The organism is Flavobacterium sp. MFBS3-15, assembly GCF_026107645.2.
GTDB lineage: Bacteria > Bacteroidota > Bacteroidia > Flavobacteriales > Flavobacteriaceae > Flavobacterium.
Genome location: NZ_JAPCHV010000012.1, coordinates 1 through 25844, shown reverse-complemented (window position 1 = coordinate 25844; position 25844 = coordinate 1). Strand labels below are relative to the sequence as shown.

Annotated in this window: 24 protein-coding genes; 12 read left to right on the top strand and 12 right to left on the bottom strand. The window is 44.8% G+C overall.

The annotated features are described in order from the left end of the window. The first annotated feature begins 22 nt into the window (after nucleotides 1–22). The 3 genes from OGH69_RS11630 to OGH69_RS11620 all read left to right on the top strand — a co-directional run bounded on the left by OGH69_RS11630 (nucleotide 23) and on the right by OGH69_RS11620 (nucleotide 1299). Nucleotides 23–475 carry a hypothetical protein gene (locus tag OGH69_RS11630; protein WP_265174647.1) on the top strand — a complete coding sequence of 151 codons (453 nt, stop codon included), beginning with the start codon at nucleotides 23–25 and terminating at the stop codon, nucleotides 473–475. A gap of 79 nt (nucleotides 476–554) precedes the next feature. Continuing rightward, complete coding sequence (locus tag OGH69_RS11625) at nucleotides 555–752, top strand: hypothetical protein (protein ID WP_265174646.1); 198 nt, start codon at nucleotides 555–557, stop codon at nucleotides 750–752. Beyond that, the gene (locus OGH69_RS11620) at nucleotides 733–1299 is read left to right on the top strand and encodes a Smr/MutS family protein (protein ID WP_265174645.1); all 567 of its coding nucleotides are present in this window, start codon (nucleotides 733–735) and stop codon (nucleotides 1297–1299) included. Before OGH69_RS11625 ends, OGH69_RS11620 begins: the two co-directional genes overlap by 20 nt. A gap of 61 nt (nucleotides 1300–1360) precedes the next feature. Here OGH69_RS11620 and OGH69_RS11615 read toward each other — a convergent pair whose 3' ends face one another. Next, nucleotides 1361–2329 (bottom strand): hypothetical protein, encoded by a 969-nt coding sequence (locus OGH69_RS11615; RefSeq protein ID WP_265174644.1) that lies wholly within the window; start codon nucleotides 2327–2329, stop codon nucleotides 1361–1363. Between the two features lie 94 nt (nucleotides 2330–2423). Here OGH69_RS11615 and OGH69_RS11610 point away from each other — a divergent pair, with 94 nt between their 5' ends. Both OGH69_RS11610 and OGH69_RS11605 read left to right on the top strand, forming a co-directional pair. Beyond that, complete coding sequence (locus tag OGH69_RS11610; RefSeq protein WP_265174643.1) at nucleotides 2424–3557, top strand: cysteine desulfurase family protein; 1134 nt, start codon at nucleotides 2424–2426, stop codon at nucleotides 3555–3557. A 73-nt stretch (nucleotides 3558–3630) separates the two neighbouring features. Beyond that, complete coding sequence (locus tag OGH69_RS11605; RefSeq protein WP_265174642.1) at nucleotides 3631–4251, top strand: porin family protein; 621 nt, start codon at nucleotides 3631–3633, stop codon at nucleotides 4249–4251. 63 nt (nucleotides 4252–4314) lie between these two features. Here OGH69_RS11605 and clpB read toward each other — a convergent pair whose 3' ends face one another. Continuing rightward, complete coding sequence (clpB, locus tag OGH69_RS11600) at nucleotides 4315–6921, bottom strand: ATP-dependent chaperone ClpB (protein ID WP_265174641.1); 2607 nt, start codon at nucleotides 6919–6921, stop codon at nucleotides 4315–4317. Between the two features lie 134 nt (nucleotides 6922–7055). Here clpB and ytxJ point away from each other — a divergent pair, with 134 nt between their 5' ends. Further along, nucleotides 7056–7448, top strand: coding sequence for a bacillithiol system redox-active protein YtxJ (ytxJ, locus tag OGH69_RS11595; protein WP_265174640.1), 393 nt, complete (start codon nucleotides 7056–7058; stop codon nucleotides 7446–7448). Nucleotides 7449–7457: 9 nt separating this feature from the next. Here ytxJ and tnpA read toward each other — a convergent pair whose 3' ends face one another. The 8 genes from tnpA to OGH69_RS11555 form a co-directional block, all read right to left on the bottom strand. Continuing rightward, nucleotides 7458–7922, bottom strand: a complete 465-nt coding sequence (tnpA, locus tag OGH69_RS11590; RefSeq protein WP_265174639.1) for an IS200/IS605 family transposase — start codon at nucleotides 7920–7922, stop codon at nucleotides 7458–7460. Nucleotides 7923–8132: 210 nt separating this feature from the next. Continuing rightward, nucleotides 8133–9326, bottom strand: coding sequence for an alanine dehydrogenase (locus tag OGH69_RS11585; RefSeq protein ID WP_265174638.1), 1194 nt, complete (start codon nucleotides 9324–9326; stop codon nucleotides 8133–8135). A gap of 55 nt (nucleotides 9327–9381) precedes the next feature. Next, nucleotides 9382–9789 (bottom strand): tRNA (adenosine(37)-N6)-threonylcarbamoyltransferase complex ATPase subunit type 1 TsaE, encoded by a 408-nt coding sequence (tsaE, locus tag OGH69_RS11580; protein WP_265174637.1) that lies wholly within the window; start codon nucleotides 9787–9789, stop codon nucleotides 9382–9384. 14 nt (nucleotides 9790–9803) lie between these two features. Then, a complete protein-coding gene (locus tag OGH69_RS11575) occupies nucleotides 9804–11357 on the bottom strand; it encodes a T9SS response regulator signal transducer PorX (protein ID WP_265174636.1) in 1554 nt (517 codons plus the stop codon). A gap of 140 nt (nucleotides 11358–11497) precedes the next feature. Next, entirely contained in the window at nucleotides 11498–13123 is a 1626-nt protein-coding gene (locus OGH69_RS11570) for an NADP-dependent glyceraldehyde-3-phosphate dehydrogenase (protein WP_265174635.1), read from the bottom strand. Between the two features lie 69 nt (nucleotides 13124–13192). Next, nucleotides 13193–13855, bottom strand: a complete 663-nt coding sequence (locus OGH69_RS11565; RefSeq protein ID WP_265174634.1) for a response regulator transcription factor — start codon at nucleotides 13853–13855, stop codon at nucleotides 13193–13195. 5 nt (nucleotides 13856–13860) lie between these two features. After that, entirely contained in the window at nucleotides 13861–14643 is a 783-nt protein-coding gene (locus tag OGH69_RS11560; RefSeq protein WP_265174633.1) for a sensor histidine kinase, read from the bottom strand. A gap of 646 nt (nucleotides 14644–15289) precedes the next feature. Then, entirely contained in the window at nucleotides 15290–16018 is a 729-nt protein-coding gene (locus tag OGH69_RS11555; RefSeq protein WP_265174632.1) for a hypothetical protein, read from the bottom strand. Nucleotides 16019–16228: 210 nt separating this feature from the next. On the opposite strand from OGH69_RS11555, the gene OGH69_RS11550 reads away from it, so the two are divergent. The 4 genes from OGH69_RS11550 to OGH69_RS11535 all read left to right on the top strand — a co-directional run bounded on the left by OGH69_RS11550 (nucleotide 16229) and on the right by OGH69_RS11535 (nucleotide 19391). Then, nucleotides 16229–16708 (top strand): hypothetical protein, encoded by a 480-nt coding sequence (locus OGH69_RS11550; protein ID WP_265174631.1) that lies wholly within the window; start codon nucleotides 16229–16231, stop codon nucleotides 16706–16708. A 22-nt stretch (nucleotides 16709–16730) separates the two neighbouring features. Next, nucleotides 16731–17252, top strand: a complete 522-nt coding sequence (locus OGH69_RS11545; protein ID WP_265174630.1) for a hypothetical protein — start codon at nucleotides 16731–16733, stop codon at nucleotides 17250–17252. Between the two features lie 132 nt (nucleotides 17253–17384). Next, a complete protein-coding gene (locus OGH69_RS11540; protein ID WP_265174629.1) occupies nucleotides 17385–18260 on the top strand; it encodes a carbon-nitrogen hydrolase in 876 nt (291 codons plus the stop codon). A gap of 63 nt (nucleotides 18261–18323) precedes the next feature. Then, complete coding sequence (locus tag OGH69_RS11535) at nucleotides 18324–19391, top strand: agmatine deiminase family protein (protein ID WP_265174628.1); 1068 nt, start codon at nucleotides 18324–18326, stop codon at nucleotides 19389–19391. Between the two features lie 4 nt (nucleotides 19392–19395). Here the strand turns inward: OGH69_RS11535 and OGH69_RS11530 are convergent, their stop codons facing one another. Next, nucleotides 19396–20199 (bottom strand): OmpA family protein, encoded by an 804-nt coding sequence (locus tag OGH69_RS11530; RefSeq protein WP_265174627.1) that lies wholly within the window; start codon nucleotides 20197–20199, stop codon nucleotides 19396–19398. 175 nt (nucleotides 20200–20374) lie between these two features. Then, nucleotides 20375–22564, bottom strand: coding sequence for a glutamine synthetase III family protein (locus tag OGH69_RS11525; RefSeq protein WP_265174626.1), 2190 nt, complete (start codon nucleotides 22562–22564; stop codon nucleotides 20375–20377). Nucleotides 22565–22911: 347 nt separating this feature from the next. On the opposite strand from OGH69_RS11525, the gene OGH69_RS11520 reads away from it, so the two are divergent. Together OGH69_RS11520 and OGH69_RS11515 are read left to right on the top strand one after the other, a co-directional pair. Further along, complete coding sequence (locus OGH69_RS11520; RefSeq protein ID WP_265174625.1) at nucleotides 22912–23172, top strand: hypothetical protein; 261 nt, start codon at nucleotides 22912–22914, stop codon at nucleotides 23170–23172. A gap of 130 nt (nucleotides 23173–23302) precedes the next feature. Further along, the gene (locus tag OGH69_RS11515; RefSeq protein WP_265174624.1) at nucleotides 23303–25675 is read left to right on the top strand and encodes a glycosyltransferase; all 2373 of its coding nucleotides are present in this window, start codon (nucleotides 23303–23305) and stop codon (nucleotides 25673–25675) included. Nucleotides 25676–25844: the final 169 nt, after the last annotated feature.

Sequence of the window (25844 nt, the reverse complement as noted above, 5' to 3'; positions counted from 1 at the left end):
CCTATTAAAACCAAAAACATCTATGGAGGATTACAAATCACCCTTTTCTGAACAAACATCATCATTTGACTCTTTTGAAATGCAGTTAACCAATGACGCTAAGGATTTCCTTAGAAGCGCTGCCGGCTGGGCCATGGCCTTTGCCATCATTGGATTTATTGGCTGCGGTTTCCTGCTGCTTGCAACGCTGGCACTGTTTGCCGCAGGCGGTGAGCAAAACGGAATGCCTACGGGCGCAATTGCGTTGCTTTATCTGGTTATGACGGTAATGTATTTCCTGCCGATGCTGTTCCTGCTGAAGTTCTCAACAGCTTCAAAACGTGCATTGGACGAAAATAATACGCAGCAATTGATAGCTACTTTTAAAAATTTGAAGAACCATTTCATGATGGCGGTAATATCGGTCATCGTTATCATTATTTCATCAATCGTGTTCGGTGTCATAATTGTTGCCTCTGCAGCTTCGCAGTTTTAATTTTTAATAAAACGTAACTTTACAGGGCTCCGGTTAATCCGGGGCCTTATTTATTTTATATTTTACTACTTTTGGAACAATGAAAACTATCTATATCCTATTGATATTCGCACTTGCTTTCGTAGCGTTGTTCGAACAGTCGAAAGCCGAGCCCAATAAATTTATTATGATAGCCGCCATGGTGGCTTTTGTATATGGGCTTAGCCGTTTGATGGCTAAAGTACCAAGTAAAGGAGAGCGTAATAATGACGACGAAAATGGCAGCGAAAATATTTAAGCAGGGCGATGAGGTTGCGGTGCTGGATGATTCTTTTTCCGGCAGGGTAAAAAGCTATATGGGCAGTAGGGTAGTCATAGAAACCACCGAAGGCTTTGAACTGGAGTTTGCCGAGAATGAGTTGGTAAAGCTCCACAATGCCACCGACATCAAATCATTTGTTTCCTCACAATCGATGGGGCGCATCCTTAAAGAAAAGGAGGAACCCAAAAAGAGGAGCTTTGTGAAAGAAAAGAAATCGAAAAAGGATGGCTTTGTGCTTGAGGTTGACCTTCATATTGAAAAGCTGGTGCCCAATAAAAAAGGCATGTCCAACTATGACATCCTTACCCTCCAAACCGAAACCGCCAAACGGCAGATTGAGTTTGCCATGCGCAACAGGATGCAACGCGTGGTTCTCATCCACGGTGTGGGCGAGGGCATACTCAAAGCAGAGCTTGATTTCCTTTTAGGGCGTTATGACGGAATCACTTTCCAGGATGCCGATTACCAAAAATACGGCCTTGGTGCCACTGAAGTGTACATCAAGCAGAACCCTGACAGGTAGGCGAAAATCGATAGTCTTCAATCTAAGGCCTGTTGCCTACAGTCTGGGTTAGTATCGTATTTTAAGGGACATAGAGTCCGAAGTAATATCCGGTTTCACCCGGTTCAGGTACTATAAGGTCGGATATGGCAAAGGTTTGGCCGCTGGTATCGGATACCTTGGTAAATACCATGTTGGTAAAAGTTATTTCATGGTTCACGCCTGTACCACCACTTGCCGCTACCGTGTTTATGGTAATGGTACCTGCAGTAGCTTCCCAGCGCTCTGTAATGTTGGGAGTAATTGGGGCTATTACACTGCAAATGTGGGTATCGGTAATAGAACCGTCATAAACAAGGAATATGACCCCTTCATCTTCAAGGTCGGTTATGTTAATAGTATCAGTTGAGCCGGCAACATTATCAGAAAAAACATCAGGATCAATATTCAGGATTAGCGCTTCCCTTGCTTTTCTTTTGAATATAAGGTCGTTTTCAGTGCATGTTTTCAATTGCAGGTCAGCTTCCTCAACGCCAAAATTAAAGGTAAAGCTTATTGGCACGACAACAGATCCGAATTCGTTGTCAACAATGCGGGTAGTTTCGCCATCCCTGCTAAATGAAATGTCTAAAAGCGTTATTTTGTGGCTGTAGCCGGTTATTATGCCGTTGGAATTTTCCACGATGTCTGTTTCAATCGATAGGGTACCTTCACCGCTCCACTCTTCAATAACACCCGGAGATGCCGGGGCCGGGAAATTGCAAATGGATGCCGATGTGGGTGTGCCGTCATAATTTCTGTACGTAATGGTATTTGTAGCCCCAATGGTTACCAGTCTTGGCAGCCCATCTTCGGTAGGAACATTGATAAGCGGACTGCCGGAAAGGTCGATGATGAGCACCTCGCTGCCGTTTATTTTATAATACAGGTTGCTGTTGCCGCAACTCGCCGGGTTACCATTGGAAAAATTGAACGTATTGAAGCTCATTTCACCGTCATCACATCCCATCACCAATATTAAAGCGGCAATAAGGCCGAATATCTTTTTCATACAAAGTAATTTTCAACAAAAATAATGTTTTTAGCGGGTTAGCGAAAGGTTTTGCAAAATATGATTGCAAAGCATTTTTAAGTAATTTTGCACCATGAACAAAGCTTACCTTGACAACGCCTCCACAACAGCCATCCACCCCGAAGTGATCGCCGAAATGGTGCGTGTGATGTCCGATAATTATGGCAATCCCTCATCCACCCACGCCACAGGCCGGAATGCCAAAGTGGTGCTGGAAACCGCACGCAAAACCATCGCATCCCTTATTAACGCCGAAGCACGCGAAATTATTTTCACATCATGCGGTACTGAGGCGAATAACTGGATCATACGCAGTGCGGTAAAGGACCTCAAGGTGCAGCGCATCATCAGCAGCAGGGCCGAGCACCATTCGGTTCTTAACACGGTAATAATGATGAAGGCCGAGTATGGCATAGAAGTGCAGTACGTAAACCTTTTGCCGGATGGCAGTGCCGATCTTACCCATTTGGTAAAGCTGCTGTCGGAAAATGTACCAACGCTCGTTAGCCTCATGCATGTGAATAATGAAACCGGAGGGGTGCTGGATATTGAAAGGGCAGGACGCATCTGCAAGCAGGCCGGGGCACTCTTCCATACCGATGCGGTGCAGTCGGTTGGTAAGGTAAAATTCGACCTTCAAAATAGCAATGTTGATTTCCTTACGGCAAGCGCACACAAGTTCCACGGACCAAAAGGTGTGGGTTTTGCCTTTGTCAGGAAAAACACGCCTTTGCAGCCGATGATCTTTGGCGGTGAGCAGGAAAAGGGCTTCCGTGCCGGTACCGAGGCGGTACACCAGGTTGCCGGAATGGCCAGGGCGCTTCAGTTATCGTATGAAACGCTTGAAGCAGACAGGGAGCATATTACTTCACTGAAAAACTATCTTTTAGGCCAGCTTGAAATAAATTTCCCCGGATATAAAGTAAACGGAAAATCAGGAAATACGGAGTTGTTCTATAATATTACCAACATATTGCTACCACTGGGCGAAGAGAAAACTGCTATGATACTGTTTCATCTCGACATGAAGGGAGTTGCTGTGTCAAGAGGAAGTGCATGCCAGTCAGGGAGCATCAGGCCTTCGCATGTACTCAGGGAAATTTTACCGGAAGATGAAATTGGGAAACCCTCCCTACGTATCTCGCTAAGCCATTTCAATACTAAAGAAGATATAGATTTGCTTATCGATGCTTTGAAGGCTGTTTAAACCTTAGATTATATTTCTCCTGTTGGTGTTTTGATGGCATAAATTTTGTTACGTTTGCCAAAAAAACAGACACATGAAAAAAATTATCTTTACACTGCTTGCTATGGCGGGAATCGCTGTGGCAAATGCGCAATCAAAAGGAAATGTAGAATTCGGGCTCAATACAGGTGTTAGCTTTTCTACAATTACGTCAACCGATTATTATGGTAATCCCGATAATAATATCAGCTTTAACGTAGGCGGCTCTGCGGAATACTATTTTTCTGAAAGTTGGGGTATCAAGGCTAAAGTGATTTATGACAGGAAAGGCTGGGACAACGGCTATATCTATGATATAAATACCGGCGATGAATTCAGAACCGATTTTAACATCGACTATCTCACGGTACCTGTAATGGCAGATTGGCATTTCGGGCGTAAAAAGAACTGGTATCTTAATTTCGGCCCATATGTGGGTTTCCTGATGAGCGCTAAAGAAACAAGGTTTGATACCGACCTTAAAGATGATTTCAATACTACCGATGCCGGCCTTGCCTTAGGACTCGGGGTTAAAATTCCGGTTTCGAATTACATAAAAATATTCTTTGAATACGATGTGCAGGCAGGCTTTAGTGATATCTTCAAAGACAATTATGATGATAATGTGTTCATCTCCAGGGATGCTATAAACGTTGGTATCAACTTTATGCTATAACTTAAATAGGTATAAATAAAAACGGATGGTTTAAGCCATCCGTTTTTATTTATACCTATTTCCTTAATTCTTGACTAAATCCCCCTGGTTCCTGAATACCAGATGGCCGTCAAAGCTATCGAGCAGTATAATGCTGTCGGTGGCTACCTTGCCGGAAAGTATCTGTTTCGAAAGCTCATTCATTACTTCTTTCTGGATAACCCTTTTTACTGGCCTTGCGCCAAAGTCGGGGTCGTAGCCTTTTTGTGCAAGGTAGTCGATGGCTTCGGGCGTGGCATCCAGCGTAATGTTTTGCCTCGCCAGCAGTTTGGTAACCGACTTCACCTGCAGGCCAACGATCTCCCTGATGTTGTCGCTGCTCAGTGGGGTAAACATTACGATGTCGTCTATCCTGTTGATGAACTCCGGGCGAACCGTTTGCTTTAGTAAACCAAGCACTTCAACCTTAGCGGCTTCAATGGCAGCTTCTGTATTCCCTTTGAGGTTTTCAAATTTTTCCTGTATGATGCTGCTTCCCATGTTGGAAGTCATGATAATGATGGAATTTTTAAAATCGGCTACACGGCCTTTATTGTCGGTCAGCCTGCCTTCGTCAAGCACCTGCAGCAATATGTTGAAAGTGTCCGGATGTGCCTTTTCAATTTCGTCCAAAAGCACTACCGAGTAGGGCTTGCGGCGTACGGCTTCGGTTAGCTGTCCACCTTCATCATAGCCCACATATCCCGGAGGCGCACCCACCAATCGGCTCACGCTGTGCCGCTCCTGGTATTCGCTCATATCGATGCGGGTCATGGCGTTCTCGTCGTCAAACAGATAGGAGGCAAGGGCTTTCGCCAACTCGGTCTTACCCACACCTGTAGTACCCAGGAAGAGGAACGACCCTATCGGTTTCTTCTGGTCCTGCAATCCGGCACGGCTGCGTCGCACGGCATCGCTCACCGCTTCAATAGCTTCTTCCTGGCCTACCACGCGCTTGTGCAGTTCTGCTTCAAGGTTCAGCAGTTTTTCCCGGTCGCTTTGCAGCATTTTGGTAACCGGTATGCCGGTCCATTTCGCTACTACTTCGGCAATGTCTTCATGGGTCACTTCCTCTTTGATCAGGCTCTGGCCTTTGTGGCTTTCGGCCAATTGTTTCTCCAAAGTGTCCAGCTTGTCGTGTGCCTCTTTAATTTTGCCATAACGAAGTTCGGCTACTTTTCCGTAGTTGCCTTCGCGTTCCGCTTTTTCGGCTTCGGCCTTAAAGTTCTCAATCTCCGTTTTGGCGGCCTGTATATTGTCTACAACATCCTTTTCGCTCTTCCAACGGGCATAGATTTCGTTGCGTTCCTCCTTCATGTTGGCAAGCTCCATGCCGAGAGACTTTAATTTCGGTTCATCGTTCTCACGCTTGATAGCTTCAATCTCGATCTCGAGCTGCATGATTTTGCGGTCCAGCACGTCCAGCTCCTCCGGCTTGGAATTGATCTCCATACGGAGTTTTGATGCCGCCTCATCCATCAGGTCGATCGCCTTATCCGGAAGGAAACGGTTGGTAATGTAGCGCTGTGAAAGCTCTACTGCCGCTATGATGGCATCGTCTTTGATGCGCACCTGGTGGTGGGTCTCGTATTTTTCCTTGATACCACGAAGTATGGAGATGGCACTTTCGGTATCCGGCTCATCTACCATTACCTTCTGGAAACGGCGCTCGAGGGCTTTGTCCTTCTCAAAATATTTCTGGTATTCGTCGAGAGTGGTAGCGCCTATCGCGCGCAGTTCGCCACGGGCCAGTGCGGGTTTCAGGATGTTAGCGGCATCCATGGCACCCTCGCCGCCGCCTGCCCCCACAAGGGTATGGATCTCGTCGATGAACAACACGATGTCACCATCGGCAGAAGTCACTTCCTTCACCACCGACTTAAGCCTTTCTTCAAATTCCCCTTTGTACTTTGCACCGGCGATCAGTGCGCCCATGTCGAGGGAGTACACGATCTTGTTCTTCAGGTTCTCAGGTACATCGCCCTGGATGATCCGGTGTGCAAGGCCCTCGGCAATGGCGGTTTTACCCACACCGGGTTCGCCCACCAGCATTGGGTTGTTCTTGGTACGTCTTGACAATATTTGCAGCACGCGGCGTATCTCCTCATCACGGCCAATTACCGGGTCCAGTTTGCCATCGTTGGCCAGTTGGTTGAGGTTTTTGGCATATTTGTTCAGGGAGTTATACGTTTCCTCGGCACTGGCCGAGGTTACACGCTCGCCCTTGCGGAGCTCATCGATGGCCGATTTAAAGGCTTTCTCGGTTACACCCTGGTCTTTCAGTATTTGGGCAACCTTGCTTTTTGAGGCGAAGATGGCCAGCAGCAAATGTTCGATGGAAACAAACTCATCGTTCATCTTGCGGGCAATGTTGGAGGCCTCATTTAGCGCAGTGCCCGCTTCGCGGGAAAGTCCCATGTCGCCACCCGAAACTTTCGGGAAGCCTTCGATCACCCTGTCCAGTACCTGTTGGAAAATGGGCAGGTTTACATTCAGTTTTTTAAGTAGGAAAGGCGTTACATTCTCGTCCACTTCCAGTATAGCCTTCACGATGTGTTCGTTCTCTATCTGCTGGTGGCCGAAGCTTTGAGCGATTTGCTGCGCCCTTTGTATCGCTTCCTGTGATTTTATAGTAAAATTGGCAAAGTTCATAGTCTAAATTCTTTATTTTTGATTTCGATAAATAACCTTCAAATTATATTCCGTAAAGAAAAAACCGACAAATTGTCCTGAATATCGTATAGGTATTTCATTATTTCAGACAAAATGTCTTAATAAATGACATTATGGGCCTTTTTAATAAACTATTTGGCGAATCTGATAATAAAGATACATCATCTTCCCGAATCAATTGGAACGCTTTAACATCCCTTCAACAACTGGATGATATCATACAGGAATCAGCAGAAATGCCGGTCATCATTTTCAAGCACAGTACACGCTGCGGTATCAGCCGAATGGCGTTGAGCGGATTTGAAAAGGAGTATGCTATAGATACTGAAAGCGCTAAGCCGTATTTCCTCGATCTTTTGCAGCACCGCGACATTTCGAACGAGATAGCAACAATATTCCATGTGCAGCACCAATCACCTCAGATCCTAATTATTAAAGATGGCGTTGTGGTTTATCATGCCTCGCATGGGGATATTGATGCGGGGAAGGTGGGGGAGATGGTGTGATGATTATTATTAATCAATCAGGTCATCGAAAATGTATCGCTCATCATAGTCTATTTCAAATTTCCTGAGGAAGTCTAAATACTCATCTTTAAAAGTACTTCTTCTAAGATGTATTTCCTGGTTTTCAATATACTCAATTACAGCTTTGGTGTGCGATTTGCTGTATGAGAATGCTCCGTACCCTTCCTGCCATTCGAACTTATCGCTGACAACTCCTTTTTGATTGATCCATAAAGAAGAATTTCGCTTTATGTCCTGTAATAGGTCTGAAACCGATTGATTTGGTCGCATGCCAATGAAAATATGGATATGGTCGGGCATTACATTTATTGCCAACAATTTATGCCCTTGTTTTTCTATTATTCCCGAAATGTAAGAATACAATTCCTGTTTCCCTTGTGGTGCAATAATTCCGTGTCTGTATTTTACAGCAAAGACAAATTGAATATGTATTTGGGTATAGGTGTTTGGCATTTATTGGTGTTTTGACAAACATAATAAATATAGCAACCGAAATTAATTCCCTACGGGAAAATCGAACGTCCCAAATTGAAATTTCTACCGAAATTTAATCCCTACGGGATAGTTGTGCCGCAATATTTCCAATTAATGAACCGATTTCGGTGGAATTGAAATGATACATACAATTTCCCGTTAGGGAATTAGGAATTAATTTCGGTAGAACTAAAACACAATCAAATTGATATCCCTGTAAGAAAGCGAAAACCAATCCGCAATGGAGCGGTTAGTCAATAATCCGTGGTAGAAGTAGATACCGTTCTTTAATCCCGCATTGCAGCGTATAGCACTCTCAATGCCGCCATCATCCGCCATTTGCAATAAAAACGGACTGATGATATTACTAATGGACATCGATGCCGTTTTTGAATAGCGCGACGGAATATTCGGCACGCAATAGTGGATCACATTATTTTTTACGAATGTAGGTTTTTCGTGTGTTGTCACTTCCGAAGTCTCAAAACACCCGCCGGTATCAATGCACACGTCGATGATCACAGCGCCTTTTTTCATGTGTTCCACCATGGTTTCTGAAACAATGATAGGTGTGCGGTTCTTGCCGCGCATGGCCCCAATGGCCACATCGCAGCGCATCAGCGCTTTGAGCAATGATTTTTCCTGTATGGTCGATGTGAATATACGGTGATTCAGTGTGTTTTGCAGCCGGCGGAGCTTGGTGATGGAATTATCGAATACCTTTACGCTGGCACCAAGGCCGAGGGCGGTACGTGCGGCAAATTCTGCCACTGTCCCAGCGCCAATGATAACGATTTCCGTAGGCGGTACGCCGGTTATATTTCCTAATAAAAGCCCTTTGCCTATCTTTTGGTTGATCATCAGTTCCGCGGCGATCAGTACCGATGCTGTACCTGCAATTTCGCTGAGCGATTTTACGGCAGGGTAGGAGCCGTCCTCATCTTTTATAAATTCAAAGGCAAGTGCTGTTATCTTCTTTGATGCAAGGGCTTCAAAGTATTCCTTGCGCTGTGTCTTTAGCTGTATGGCCGAAATGATAAGCGTTTCGGGGTTCATCATTTCGATTTCGGCAACAGAAGGCGGTTCCACCTTCAATATCACCGGGCACCCGAATACTTTCTTCGGGTCCTGCGTAATTTCCGCGCCGGCATTGCTGTAATCCCTGTCGCTGAAGCTGGAGCTTAATCCCGCGCCGGCCTCAATCATCACACGGTGTCCGTGTGCCGTGAGAGAGTTAACCGCATCCGGCGTCAGGCATATCCTTCGCTCCTGGTAGGAGGTTTCTTTAGGCATACCAATGAAGAGTTCGCTCCTCTCCCGGGCTACTTCAAGTTTCTCTTCCTGCGGCAGCAGCTGTTGCTTTGTAAAAGGTGTTAAGGACATGGTTTTGGCTTGGATATTTGGCTCTAATTTACAAAAAGAAATGGAACAGCGGCAACTATTTTACAATGATGTGCCTCCTGCCATCGGGCAGCATTTTCATGGTAATGGCGGTGTGGTCCAGTGGTATGAGGTTGGGCGTTTTTTCCGGCCATTCGATAAGGCACAGGTTGCCCGAATAAAAGTATTCGTCGATTCCCATGTCGTATGCCTCAGTCTCACTGTTAAGCCGGTACAGGTCGAAGTGGTACAGGGTCCTGCCGTCTTCCGTTTCGTACTCATTGACCAGTGAAAAAGTAGGGCTGGAGGTCATGTCCCTCACGCCCAACTGCTTTGCCAGTGCCTTAATGAAAGTGGTTTTGCCAACACCCATCGCAGCATGGAAAGTGATGATGTTCTTGATATTCTGTGCCAGTACCTGCTTTGCCGTGCTGTCTATTTCCTCGAGAGAAAATGTGATCTCCATATATCTTAAAGCGCTTATTTAGGGTTGAACACAAGGAAAGGGATGACCATCTCCTCGAGCGAAATGCCACCATGCTGGTAGGTATTTCGGTAATAGCTCACATAGTGGTTGTAATTGTTTACATAAGCCAGGAAAAGGTCATTTTTGGCAAATATGTACGAGCTGCTCATGTTGATGGCCGGTAGCTGTATGCGTTTCGGGTCTTTTACAGCATATACATCCCGATCTTCATAGGTAAGGCTGCGGCCTGTTTTGTAGCGCAGATTGAGGCTGGTATTTTTGTCACCGATAACCTTGCTTGGGTTCTTTACGTTTATCGTGCCATGGTCCGTGGTCAGTATCAACCTGAAGCCCATTTGCTGGGCCTGCTGTATCATTTCGAGCAGCGGCGAGTTGCGGAACCAGCTCAGCGTTAGCGAGCGGTAAGCTTTGTCGTTGCTTGCGAGCTCTTTTACCACATCCATTTCGGTCTTGGCGTGCGAAAGCATGTCTACAAAGTTGTATACAATTGTTGTCAGGTCGTTGCCTTTCAGTCCCTTAAAGTTATCCACGAGCTTTTGGCCGTCACGGAAGTTGGTTATCTTGTAGTATTCCTGTTTCAGGTTTTGAAGGCCGAGGCGTTTCAGCTGCTCGGTAAGGAACTCACCTTCATACAGATTCTTTCCGCCTTCGTCCACGTCATTCTTCCAGTATTGCGGGAATTTCTTTTCCATTTCCAACGGCGTAAGGCCCGAGAATATGGCGTTTCGTGCATATTGGGTGGCAGTAGGCAGTATAGAGTAGAATGCAGTTTCCTTTTCCAGTTTGTAGTGGTTAGCTACAACACTTTCAAAAGCTTTCCACTGGTCGTAGCGGAGGTTATCGATCACTACAAAAAGTATTGGCTGCTTCTTTTGTATCTCAGGGACAACAAGTTCACGGAAGAGGTTATGCGAAAGCACCGGCTTGTCTGCTTTTGGGTCAAACCAGTCTTCGTAATTTTTCTCAATGAATTTGCCAAACTGAGAGTTGGCCTCAAGCTTCTGCGATTCGAGTATTTCCACCATTGCCTGGTCTTCGATAGTTTCAAGTTCCAGCTCCCAGTAGATGAGTCGCTTGTACATATCGATCCAGTCTTCCCAGGAATTGACCATACCCATGTCCATGGATATTTTACGGAATTCCTTTTGGTAATCCAGTGTGGTTTTAGAGGAAACAAGGCGTGAATGGTCGAGGTTCTTTTTTAGCGAAAGCAGAATCTGGTTCGGGTTTACCGGTTTGATGAGGTAATCGGCTATTTTGGAGCCGATGGCATCTTCCATAATGTATTCCTCTTCGCTCTTGGTTATCATGATCACCGGAACGGATGATTTACGCTCCTTCATCATTCCGAGCACTTCCAGCCCGCTAAGGCCGGGCATGTTCTCATCGAGGAATACAATGTCGAAGTTCTCTTCATCAAACAGGTCCAGTGCGTCCTGGCCATTATTGGCGGTGGTTACCTTGTAGTTTTTCTTTTCCAGGAAAAGTATGTGGGGCTTCAGCATGTCGATCTCGTCATCCACCCAAAGTATCTTTATCTCATTCATTATATGAGGAATTTTCGTTCGTAAATTGCACCCTGCAAGTTATAGCTATTTAACGATTTTCTTCCTAAATATTTTATAAAACTCAAGGTAATTTTCGGATGATCGCAAAAGGATGGCCGAGTATAATTTGGCATATATCCTTAAAAAATATAATCTGTGCTCAGGAATCCCGACTTATGGTCACGTACGATCTTATTAAGCAGTTCTTTATTGGCATCGGTAACTTTTGCCGCCACAAGCGACCGGATAGAGAAAGACCGTAGGGCATCGAATACAGAGAGTGTGCCTTCAGCACTGTCTTTACGCCCTGTAAAAGGAAAAACATCGGGCCCGCGCTGTGCCTGGCAGTTGATATTCACACGGCTCACAAGGCCGACAAAAGGGTCTATCAGGCTTGCCACTTCTGCGGCATCGTTACTGAAAATGCTCACCTGCATGCCGTGTGAGGCGTTGACCTGGTAATCTATCGGTTCATCGATTGAACTGAAACGGACTACCGGTACAACAGGGCCAAACTGTTCTTCATGGTACAGTTTCATCGAGTCGTTTACCGGATATACTACAGCCGGGAAGAAAAAAGAAGCCTCATTGTAGCCACCGCCATCGTTCATCACCTTAGCACCTTTAGCAACGGCATCATCTATGCACTCTCTTAGATAAACCGGTTTATCGGCTTCTGGTAATGGGGTTATTTTTACATCTTTGTCCCAAGGCAGGCCGGGCTTAAGAGCTGATACTTTTTCGCTTAACTTGCGAACAAATTCATCAGCCACGCCATCCTGTACAAACAGCAGCTTCAATGCTGTGCAGCGTTGCCCGTTGAAAGACAATGCCCCCGCAATGCATTCGGCTACAGCCACATCAAGGTCGGCATTATCGGTTACTATCGCGGCATTCTTAGCATCGAGGCTCAATATGGCGCGCAGGCGGTTCACTTTAGGGTGCTGTTTTTTGAGACCATTGGCTACTTTGCTCGACCCAATGAAGGCCAGTACATTGATTTTTCCGCTTTCCATGAGTGGCGGGATGATTTCTGCCCCCTTGCCATATAGTGTGTTCACGGTTCCTTTCGGAAAGGCTTCCTTAAAGGCCTCAAGCAAAGGGTAGTGGGCAAGTATGCCGTGCTTGGGTAATTTGAATAATATCGTATTACCCATGATAAGGGCCGGTATCAGTGTGGTGAATATCTCGTTGAGCGGATAGTTGAAAGGTCCCATACTTAGCACTACGCCCAGTGGCAGGCGGCGCGTTTGCGCTATGGTACCTTCGGCCTCCTGGAATCGTGACGACTCGCGGTCCAGATCCTTGAGTGCGTCGATGGTGGCGTTGATGTAATCTACCGTACGGTCAAATTCTTTGGTAGAGTCAGCAAGTGATTTTCCTATTTCCCACATGAGCAGCTTAATGACCAGATCACGCTTTTTCAGCATCAGGTAAACGAAATTCTGCATGCAGGCAATGCGCTTTTCTATCCCCATCGAAGGCCATTCTCCCATCCCGTTATCATAAGCAACAAGTGCGGCATTAAGAGCTGCCATGGCTTCTTTGGCTGAGGTATCAGGATAGCTCCCTACCAATTTTCTGGTTAGCCCTTCCGGTCCGGGGATGCATACGGGTGACCATACTTCGGTTACCGGGCCGTCCCATTGTACCATTTCGCCGTTAAGCAGGTACTCGCGCTGGTGGAGTTCGGGTATTTGAAATTCCTGGGGTATTTGGCTTTCTTCTGTAAATATGTTTTCAAAACGCGAGTTGGATGCTTCCATGAGATATGTATTGGTTGAAGCATTAAATTTAATCAACCCGCCCGTATTATCCTACATATTTAGATTAAATTATAAAAAAGGCTCTGTTAGCTTGTACTTATAAGAAAAGAGTACGAGGCCGACTTTGGATTTGATATCATGCTTATCAAAAAGTGCGGTTCGGTAGGCTTCTATGGATTTAACCGAAACGTTCATGATATCGGCTATTTGCTCATAGGTCAGCTCGCGCTGGTCGCACACAAGCTTTAAAAACTCATATTCACGTGATGTAAGCTCTATGCCATGCTTTTTCTTCCCTTCAAGCGATGCAATATCGAATTTGCGTACCCTGTTGAGAATTTCTACCACATTGGTATAACCGGTATTGGCAATGCTATCGATAGCAAACTTAAGGTCGGCGGCGCTGCAGTTTTTATGGAGGAACCCACGCGCACCGTAATGGTATGCGGCATCAATTATCTGGTCGTCAAAATGTTGGGTAAGTAGGAGTGTCCGGTATTCGCTTTCGAGTTTCTCAATTTCGCGAATGAGATCTACACCATTCATTCCCGGCATGGAATAATCCACAATAAGCACCGATGGGGTTTCATCCGAGTCACATTTCTGGAGAAAGGCACCTGCGCTGTCATACTCTGCAATGACTTTGTAGTTCCCCAGCTTTTCAACAAGTTCCTTAAGCCCTTGCCGTACGATCTTATGGTCGTCAACAAGGCCAATGGTAATTTTTTGCATGAGTTTTATTTTTCGTGTAAGGTGATAATCGTACCAGTACCCGGGGCTGAATCAATGGTAAGGCCAAGCCCGATTATTTCGGCCCGGTTTACCAGGTTCAGCAGCCCTAATCCTGCCGGATTTCCTTTCACATCTTCATAATTGAATCCTTTCCCATTATCGGAAACCTTTAGCATAAATGCAGGATTTGCAGTAATATCAATCATAATTTCCGAAGCACGGGAATGCTTCAGCGCATTGTTGATAATCTCCTGAAATATACGAAAAATTACAATTTGTTGACTTGGAGTAAAATTATTTGTAAGCTCACCTTCAGCACGGTACGTAATACTGAGACTGCTTACCTGACTTAGCCTGTCGGCCTCGGCCTCAATGGCCTTAAGCAGGTTTTGCTGTATGAGCATTTGGCTGTTAAGAGAGTGGCTTATACGACGTATGGAGTTGGATAGTACACGCACCGAATTTCCCAATGGTTCAAGGTCTTCTGTCAATTCCGGCTTATCGAGCTTGAGGTTCTCAATCATGAAGTTAATATAGGTAAGCTGCTGTCCGGCATCGTCGTGCAGGTCCTCCGAGATGTTGTTGAGAACCTGCTCTTGTGTTTCTAGTACGGTTGTAGTGATTGTTTTCTGAAACTCCAGGTCTTTTTGGTAAATGACGCGGGTATAGTTTTTTATTTTGCGGATGTAGAGTTTGATGAGAAGCGCGCAGAATAAGATAACCAGGCTGATAAAAAGCAGGCTTATGATGATCCCGAACGCTATGTTAATCTTGTCTTTTTCCTGCATAATCTGATTTCACTTGGCGATAAATGTACAGATTTAAAAAAGTATAATAAATAACATTTACAAAGAGACTTAAAATATCATAAAACTTGACTCCATATATCTTTATTTCCCCTAACCAATAATCTTTAAACGAAAAATAAAAGCTATACCCAAAAAATAAAATTATTGGTGCACTTATTAAAACAAAATTGTTGCTGGAAAAAAAAAGCAGATTCTCAGATTTCAATTTTTGAAAACATTCATAGGTAAATATAAAAATGTATATAAAAGCTCCAGTAATGAATGTAGAGTAGTTAAAGGTTATCGCTCCCTCAATAAAAAAAAGATTGACAAAAGAGATAAAGAGAAATGAATATAATAATACTTTATAGGGGAATCTGAAATGAACAAAATTTCCCAAAATCAAAAGCCAAATTCCATGATGTATGATTGTTCCGAATGTTGTACTAATAACCGTAGAAATGCCACACACTTTTAGCGTTGTATTTAAAAGTTCGATTATAAAGCAAACTATCAATACAGTCAATAGATATTTATGCATCCTTCCTATCTTTTTGAGAGAAAGAATGCTATAAATTAAAGTACAAAGTACAACAACCTTTACAGGATTTTTAAAATAAGTTAATATTATCTCATACATTTTAAGTTACTTTGGCGACTTAACAATATTTTCACCAGTATTAAATAGTTTTTCCGACAAAGTTAATTTTGGATTATCAGAGAAATCATAATATAGATTTTGCGAACCGGTTATCCAAAACACTATTACATCTTTATGTAAGATATTCATCTTCTTAAACTGAAATATTGGATTTGGATTTGAATCTATTGTAGCTCTTTTTTCTGTTACTGCTTTAAAAAGCTGAATCGAATAGCAGTATTTATCTTGATTGTAATCTTCGAGTACATCGATAACCAACTTTCCTGAACTGTCAATATCAAAGTACAAATAATGATCATATTTGTCAGTATCCCAATTTCCATGCTTTTTTTTAATTTCAGCCTTAAGGTTATCCAGAGAAATTTGATCGTCTCCTTTTATAGGGTTACCAACTCCAAAAGAAATTCTGTGATCAGCTTCAATATGTTTTCGACTTTCGCTGTAGTTTATAACCTTCTTATGATCCTTAAGAAATATTGCCTGACTATCGACGTCTCCAACACACGATAAATTTACAAAGATATTTGCATTAGCTTTATTACAGATAAATGCTGAGTTTTCATGTTCCCAATCAACATCAACTTCGCTATCAATGATTACTATTGTATTATTACATAAGTCATTACAATCTCTCGGAAAAAAGAACAAAGTAATGATTGCGATTATAAATATGATAAATCCCCCACCCAGTAAAATTTTATTTTTTCTCTTCATAATAAATGTTTTTGGTTAATAATTGGTTGTAGCTAAATTCACAAAATTAATTATACTCCTATATAGGTAAAACCCTATTTTTTAATAAATTTTAACAGGTGTTTTCACTCGTATTAATTCTGGTAAATACTTTTTATATTTATTCAATCACCTATAAATAAGATGTCTTCATTGAAATAATTTTGGTTTACAATCTTAATTATTCACATTATGGAAACAACATTTACATCAGCTCAATTGATAAATGCCCTGCTAATTGGAGGTACTTTAGGGATTATTGGGCAAGGCATCCGGATCATTATTGGGCTGAAGAAACTTGACGAAAGCAGGTCGCAGGCACAGGCAGACGCAAATGGTACAGTAGTTAAGGAAGTTTTCACATCAAACAGGCTGCTTATCAGCATCTTTTTCGGATTCGTGGCAGGAACATTGGCAGCATTGGTAAAACCACCAGCCGACAAGGGATATACTACCGAATTGATAATGGCACTTATAGCTTCGGGATACGCAGGTGCCGATTTCATTGAAGGTTTGTTTAATACCTATTTCAAAAAAATGACGTCAACCACTCCATCCGACAAGAACATGAATGCGACGGGAGCCGATGCGCCAAAACAAACAGCAAAAATAAATGCCGAAATACCCGCACGCAGTAATTATATCCCGGAAGCCGAAAAGGGTACAGAGTAGGCGAAATTTAAACTATAAAATTATGAATAATGTTATTTTAGGAACTGTTATTTCGTCAGTTTTAACCTACGATCAGCTTTGCGCCCAACTCAATGAAGACCAATCGGTAAATCCTCAACGGTCAAGTTATGCACCATGCGACGGTCGTTCAATTATCGGTTCAGGCTTAAATAAGTCAACTAAAGGAGCAATAAGGACCAGTCCGGATCTCCGCGGTAAATTTTTGCGCGGATTAAATACAATGTATAGTGTAGGCGAACCGCTTCCTTTCTTTTCTGATACGGATGGAGACCCGGAAGATAACAGGGTAGTCATGAGCCCACAAAGTGATTCTTTTAAAAAACATGATCATAAAGGCGGTGCCCATAGCCACCCATGGAATGGATCGGGAACCGTAAATGACTGGGGATATAATGTAGCTGTGGGAGGAGGAAATATCGGTGACAGGACGCCTCCTTCATCCGGAAAAATAATTGAAGAGGAAGGGGGAGATGAAACCCGTCCCCGCAACATCGCAGTTTATTTCTATATAAAAATAAATTGATAGAAATAGAATTTACAAAAAACGGGAAGTTTTAAGCTTCCCGTTTCCCTTTTAACCAAACCCTAACAACCTCTCACCCCTAAAATCCCAAACTTTTTGCGTAAATTTGCACTTCAATTTTATGCAATAGAAATGACAAAAGTAAAAGTAGGATTAGTACAGATGAGCTGCGTGGCCGAAAAGCAGCCCAACCTCGAAAAAGCTATTAGGGAAGTGCGCAATGCCGCTGCAAAAGGCGCGCAGATTGTATGCCTTCAGGAACTGTTCACCTCGCTGTATTTTTGCGATGTGGAGGATTATGAGAACTTCAAGCTCGCGGAGTCCATTCCCGGTCCATCGACCGAAGCACTTAGCGAGGTGGCAAAGGAGCTTAACGTAGTGATCATTGCCTCCCTGTTTGAAAAGCGTGCAGAGGGCCTTTACCACAATACCACCGCGGTTATAGATGCTGATGGCGAATACCTGGGTAAGTACCGCAAAATGCACATTCCGGACGACCCTGCTTATTACGAAAAATTCTATTTTACCCCGGGCGACCTGGGATACAAGGTATTCCAGACGAAATTTGCCAAAATAGGCGTGCTCATCTGCTGGGACCAGTGGTATCCTGAGGCTAGCCGCATTACCGCGCTTATGGGTGCCGAGATCATGTTCTATCCTACAGCCATTGGGTGGGCAACTTCACAGGACGAGGAAACCAACAAAGAGCAGTATGATGCATGGCAAACCATCCAGCGTTCGCATGCTGTGGCCAATGGCGTACACGTAGTAAGCGTGAACCGCGTTGGTTATGAGCAGGATGGTGCCATGAAATTTTGGGGGGGCAGCTTTGTTGCCAATCCGCACGGAAAGCTAATGTATCTTGCCACACATGACCAGGAAGAAACCACCGTAGTGGAGATAGATACCCAAACCAGTGACCATTACCGTACGCACTGGCCGTTCCTTCGTGACAGGAGGATTGACAGCTACCAACCAATCACGAAACGTTATCTCGACGGCGATTAGTACTGTTCAGGGTTTCGGGTTTAGAGTTCAGGGTTGCCACTCAGGCTTAATAAAATTAAAATAATGAGTTTTCATTCAGATAATACGCCTAAAAAGTTAGGATTTTCATTTCCGGCAGAATTTTCAGAACAACGCGCCATGTGGCTTTCGTGGCCGCATAAAGAGGCTTCGTGGCCGGGGAAATTACATACAATATACAAGCCATACTGCGAATTCATATTGCTGGTTTCGCGCCACCAGCCGGTATGCATCAACGTGGCTGATGAGGAGATGCAGCGCTTTGCCCAGTCACAGCTGGAGAGTTTCCTGCCACTTGTACCCGAAGGGCGCCTGGGTGAGGTAAGTTTTTACTTCCACCCTACCAACGATGCGTGGTGCCGCGACCATGGCCCTGCATTCGTGGTTAATAAAGAGACTGGTGAAAAGGCTATTGTCGACTGGGGTTACAACGCCTGGGGCGACAAATATCCTCCGTACGACCTGGACGACGTTATCCCTACGAAAATAGGGGAAGCGCTTGGCCATAAAGTTTTCCATCCGGGCATAGTGATGGAAGGTGGCAGCGTGGAATTCAATGGAAAAGGGACGCTGCTTACTACAACAGCCTGCCTGCTGAACGAAAACCGCAATCCGCACCTTAGCCAGGAAGAGATTGAGGAATACCTGAAGGAATACTATGGTGTAGAGCATATACTATGGCTGGGGGACGGCATCGTGGGCGATGATACCGATGGGCACATCGATGATATAACCCGTTTTGTAAATGAGGATACCGTAGTAACTGTTATTGAAGAAGATGAGAATGACGAGAACTATCACCTGCTGCAGGAGAATCTGGAGCTGCTTAAAACCATGAAATTACAGGACGGTAGCCCGCTTAATATCGTGGAATTACCGATGCCAAAGGCAGTTATCTACGAAGACCAAAGGCTTCCGGCATCCTATGCTAACTTTTACATTGCCAATAAAAGCGTCATCGTTCCCATCTTTAACGATGAGGTAAACGATGCAAAAGCGCTTGATATACTAAGGAAATGCTTCCCCGACAGGGAGGTAATCGGCATTGACTCTACCGATCTTATCTGGGGCCTGGGCAGCTTCCATTGCCTCAGCCAGCAGGAGCCTTTGTAGAATTTCAATTCTCAATAATCTCTATTTCAACACGCCTGTTCGCCGCTCTTTCCCCCTCACTTTTTTCAGGTAAGGGATAAATTGGGCGGCTGCTTCCGAAGCTTTGATAGGTTAACCGTGACTGGTCTATGCCGTTCCTGATCAGGAAAGTGTATACGGTAATGGCCCTCTTTTTTGATATCTCGTTCTGTTCTTTCTCGATGCAGCAGATGTGGCCTTGGATATCGATCTTCAGCCTGGGGTTGTCTCGCATCACGCTAAGTAATTCATATAGAGCGGGTTTTGATTCCGGTAATACCTGCCCGGAATTGTTCAGGAAGTGCAGGTTGGGCACCTTAATCCTGTCGCCTTTTTTCGCCTCACCTACTTTTCTTACGAATTCGCTTACCACCGGCTTGGGCTTTGGTTTGGGTTTTGTCCTGAAATAAAGCACTGCCTTCCTGTCTTTGGCCCTGTCAGGCGAAAAGGCTTCTGTTTCGCCAAAGCCCCTCTCGTCAACGCTGTCGAGCGCTATGTCAGCTTCCTTTAACTGTTCGTATACATACATTGCCCTGCGCTCCGAAAGGTCCTGGTTATACAGGGCATTCCCGGTACTGTCAGCATACCCGTATATTTTCAGCACCTCGGCATCTTTGTGGGTGGCTATCCATTTTTCGAGGCTTGTTTCCGATGCGGGATTGGCCTCATCGATATCGAAATCAAAATAGACGGTGAATCTTTCCTGGGCGTTTGAGTGTAGAGAAATAAATAGGAAAAACAGGATGAAACAGCGGTCTATTTGGCTATTTTTATGGTATAAAAAGGTCATCAGCAGGTGATTTTACGGTATGCACAAGATGAAAAAAGGGTATACTCATGATGAAAAACGAAGTTACCACTTTTTTATTTCTTTCTTTAAGACGTATAATTTAACAGATGCGATTTTTATTACAAAAAAAAGCCCCCGTTTTCCAACGGGGGCTTCAAACTCAAATTATCGAATATTACTTTGTAAAAAGTAGTTCCCTGTATTTTGTAAGCGGCCATATCTCGTCGTCCACAAGAAGCTCCAGCTTGTCGCAGTGCTCCCTGATCACATCAAAGTACGGCTTCACCTCGTCGCAGTAGGCATGTGCCATTTCCTCTGCGCTGCCCAGGTTGTTTGCTTTTTTGCGGGCTTCAATCATTTCTTCAACATTAGCGTTGATGCCTGCAATGTGGCCTGATATTTCCCTTATAAGCCCAATCTGCTCCTTGCCAATGTTTTCGAAGTCCTTGCCAAAGATCTCTTTAAGGCCTTTAACATTCTCTATAAGCACATTTTGGTAGCGGATGGCAGTAGGGATTACGTGGTTGCGTGCAATGTCGCCCAGTACCCTGCCTTCGATCTGTATTTTCTTGGTGTACTCCTCAAGTTCTATTTCGTAGCGTGCCTCGGCCTCTACATGGTTCATTACGCCCATTTCCTCAAACAGCGCAAGCGACTGCTCAGATACCTTAGCCTTAAGTGCAGACGGTGTAGTCTTGAAGTTGCTCAGGCCGCGTTTTGCCGCTTCCTGTTCCCATGCTTCGCTGTATCCGTCGCCTTCAAAAAGGATGGCTTTGGTTTCCTTGATGTACTCCCTTAGCACATTGAAGATCGCGTCGTCCTTCTTCATGCCTTTGCCGTCAATAAGCGCGTCAACTTCTTTTTTGAAGTCTTTCAGCTGCTTGGCAACAATGGTATTCACAATGGTCATGGCATTGGCACAGTTGGCGCTTGAGCCTACCGCCCTGAACTCAAATTTGTTTCCTGTAAAGGCAAACGGCGATGTCCTGTTCCTGTCGGTATTGTCCAGCAATACATCAGGTATCTTACCTACAACGTTCAGTTTTAGGTCGGTTTTCTCTTCGGGCGAAAGCTTGCCTGAAGATACGCCTTCAAGCTCGGCAAGCACTTTGGTAAGCTGGTCGCCGATGAATACCGATATGATGGCCGGCGGCGCTTCGTTGGCACCAAGCCTGTGGTCATTTGTAGCTGTCGCGATCGATGCCCTCATCAACTCTTCGTTAGTATACACCGCTTTGATGGTGTTGATGAAGAAGGTAAGGAACTGCAGGTTGCTCATTGGCGTTTTGCCCGGTCCAAGAAGGTTCACGCCCGTATCTGTAGCCATGGACCAGTTGTTGTGCTTACCGGAACCGTTTACGCCCTTGAATGGCTTCTCGTGGAAAAGCACCTTGAAGTCGTGGCGTTCGGCAACTTTGGACATCACATCCATCAGCAGAGAGTTGTGGTCTACAGCCAGGTTGGTTTCCTCGAATATTGGGGCAAGCTCAAACTGGTTAGGGGCAACCTCGTTGTGGCGTGTTTTTACCGGTATGCCCAGCAGCATGCACTCATTTTCAAGGTCACGCATATAGTTGAGCACACGTGTTGGGATTGACCCGAAATAATGGTCTTCCAATTGCTGGCCTTTTGCAGAAGCGTGCCCAAGAAGCGTACGACCTGTAAGGGTGATGTCCGGCCTTGATGCGGCCAGTGCCGAATCTACAAGGAAATATTCCTGCTCCCATCCAAGGGTAGCGGTAACTTTCTTAACGTTCTTATCAAAGTATTTGCAAACCTCGGTGGCAGCGTCATCTACCGCAGAAAGCGCCCTTAAAAGCGGGGCTTTGTAGTCAAGGGCCTCACCGGTATACGATACGAATACCGTTGGGATGCATAGTGTCGTCCCGTAAATGAAGGCAGGCGAAGTAGGGTCCCATGCGGTATAGCCCCTTGCTTCGAATGTATTCCTGATTCCACCGTTAGGGAAGCTCGATGCATCGGGCTCCTGCTGCACCAGTTGGCTTCCGCCGAATTTTTCTACCGGGTCGCTTCCGTCGTATGATGTTTCAAAAAAGGCATCGTGCTTTTCGGCAGTCGTGCCTGTAAGGGGCTGGAACCAGTGGGTATAATGGGTAACGCCTTTGCCAAGGGCCCATTCTTTCATTCCCATGGCGATATAATCGGCAAGTTTACGGTCTATCTTGGTTCCGTGCTGCACTGCGCTCCGGACTGCTTTGTAGGCTTCCGGTGTTAAAAACTGGCGCATTGCCTTATCATTGAAGACGTTGCTTCCGAAAATAACCGACTTTCTGTCGAGTTCATCTACTTTTACCGGCTTCCTGTTTGCGGTCTGCAGTAGCGCATTGGAACGAAATGTTGACATGAAACTGTGATTTTTAATGTTAATGTTTGACTAAAACCTGCGCAAATGTACAAAAAATAGTTTTCAATTTTAAACACCCCCTATTTTTTTAGGGGTCAAAATGGGATTATTTATTAAATACGTAAAACGACCCCTGTTTTTACTGAAATTTTAAATAAAGTTAATTGCCGGTGGCAATAAAGCGATTTGAATTACAAAATATTCAAAGATTTTCCTACAATCGTTAATAAAAATTAAAAATTCCCAAACCATTGTTAATTGAGTTAAATATTTACTAAGCAAATTGGCTTTTGGGTGATGATGTCATAATTTAGTCGAAGTATTAATCGATATAATAACCATAAGTAATGAGGAACAAAAAAATGATAGTAGGAATTGCTGTAGGAGCAGCAGTCCTCGCAGGAGCAGCGGTGCTGATAGCCCGCAGGAGGTCGCAGAGAAAATATGCCGCACAGGTAGAAGAGGCACGTGAAAACTTCAGCGGAAAGCTGAATGAGCTACAGCGCAAGGCAAAAAAAGAATACAGGGATGCCGCATCGGATGTTAAGGATGCCGTGAACTCTGCAAAAGACAGGGCAAATGAATGGGTAAACAAAGCCCACGCCTAATATAATCCACTCTTATATATATCCGAAAGGATACAATAAGCCGGTTATGATCACACTTTATAGCCGGCTTTCTAAAATTAAGCCAACAAAACAAAAAAAACTACTAGTAACAATACCACATAAATGCGCTATGAAAACCAGGAAATCAGCAGGAAAGAAATTCCAGCCCTATAACACCCTTATCGAGCAGCTTGCAGCCCATAATATTATGGGCCAAAACCCGGAAAACCTTCCGGAAATTTTGGTACTCACTACCTTCCCCCCAAGGCAATGCGGCATAGCAACCTATTCGCAGGACCTTATTAAGGCGCTGAATGACCATTATGTGGATTCGTTTTCCATTAAGGTATGCGCGCTAGAAACCAATAAAGAACAGCATTCGTATGACGACCCAAGCGTAAAATATACGCTGAATACTTCAGAGCCCTCATCATATGAGACTTTGGCAAAATCTATCAATGCCGATGAGAACCTTAAAGTTGTACTCATCCAGCATGAATTCGGGCTTTTCCATGAAACGGTAAAGGACTTCAACAATTTTGTTGATGCCGTAGAGAAGCCGCTGACCGTGGTTTTCCATACCGTGCTGCCTAACCCGAATGAGGAGTTTAAATCCAATGTGCAGCACATCCTGAACAGGGTTGATTCGCTTATAGTAATGACTAATAACGCCGCCGATATACTGGTGCGCGACTATATAATAGACCGTGATAAGATAGCGGTGATCCCGCATGGTACCCACCTTGTTGCGCACACTGATAAAAACGAGCTGAAGCGCAAGTATGGTTTTGAAGGCAGGACCGTGCTGTCTACTTTTGGCCTGTTGAGTTCCGGCAAGAGCATCGAAACTACGCTGGACGCCCTTCCGAAAGTGATAGATAAGACACCGGATACGCTTTTCCTTATCATAGGCAAAACACACCCTACCGTAGCCCTTAATGAAGGCGAGGCCTATCGTGAGTCGCTCATAGCGAAGATCAACGAGTTAGGTATTCAGGATAATGTGCAATTCATCAACAAGTATGTAGACCTACAGGAACTGCTGGAATACCTCCAGCTGACCGATATCTATGTATTCTCGTCCAAAGACCCGAACCAGGCAGTAAGCGGCACTTTTGCGTATGCGCTTAGCTGCGGCTGCCCGATCATTTCGACCCCAATTCCGCATGCTAAGGAAGTTTTGGCCGGCGATACCGGAATGACATTCGACTTTGGCAACTCCGAACAGCTGGCAGATGCAATCAATACATTATTGTTCGATGTGGAGCGCAGGACAACAATGGTGCTGAACGGCCTGCACAAAATTATCCACACCGCCTGGGAAAATTCTGCTGTGGGGCATGCTAAATTGCTCGAAAAGACAGCCAACGGCAGCATCAGGCTGCAATACAGGAACCCTGATGTCAACCTGCAGCATATTAAGAACATGACAACCGATTTCGGGATGCTGCAATTCAGCAGGCTCAACAGGCCCGACATCCATTCAGGATACACCATTGATGACAATGCCCGTGCGCTTATAGCCATGTGCCAGCACTACAAATCGTACAGGGACCAATCGGTTCTGCCTTACATCAGCACTTACCTTAATTTTATTGATTTCTGCCAAAGCAACGACGGCAGGTTCCTTAACTATGTAGACTATAACAGGAACTTTACCGACCAGAACAAGAATGAAAACCTTGAAGACAGTTCGGGACGTGCCATGTGGGCTTTGGGCTATGTGGTATCGTTGGGTAAAATACTGCCTGAAGGTTTTGGCAAAAAGGCAGAGGCCATGTTCCAAAGGTCGTTGCCGCTAACCCGCAATGTATATTCTACAAGGGCAATGGCATTTACCATAAAGGGGCTGTATTACTATAACCGCGGTGTAATAGATGCCGACACGATGATATACATCAAGCTGTTTGCAGACCGCCTGGTACAGATGTACCGCCACGAGTCTGATGAAGATTGGCAATGGTTTGAGGGGTACCTTACCTATGCCAACAGCGTGTTGCCTGAGGCCTTATTGCTGTGTTATACCATAACCGGCAACGAGACCTATAAAGAGATAGCTAAGGAGTCGTTCGATTTTTTGCTGTCGCAGACATTCGATGAAAGCTCTATCCAGGTAATATCCAACAGGAGCTGGCTGGTAAGGGGCAAAAGCCGTGGCAACTATGGCGAGCAGCCTATTGATGTGGCTTATACCATACTGGCTTTGCGTAAGTTCCACGACATATTTAAGGATGAGGATTACCTCAATAAGATGGAGATGGCATTCAACTGGTTCCTTGGCAACAACCGCCTGCACCAGGTAGTTTACAACCCATGTACCGGAGGATGTTTCGATGGTATGGAGGAGCAGAACGTAAACCTGAACCAGGGGGCAGAAAGCACCGTAAGCTACCTGATGGCGAGGCTTACCATATCGAAATACTTCGGCAACCCGAACATGACCTATTTCCGCAGGAAGCAAAGGGCGGCCAAGATCGCGGCTTTGCGCCAGATGGAATTCTAAACCCAATACACAATGATGAAAGCCCCGGATTAGGGGCTTTTTTATTTACATGTCTCGTCCTGAAAAAAGTTGACTAATAAATGTCAATATTATGAAAAAGCAGGATTCTAAGGGGACAGGTTTATCCCCGAGTATTAGGTACAGTGAAGCCTTTAAACGAGCTGTTGTC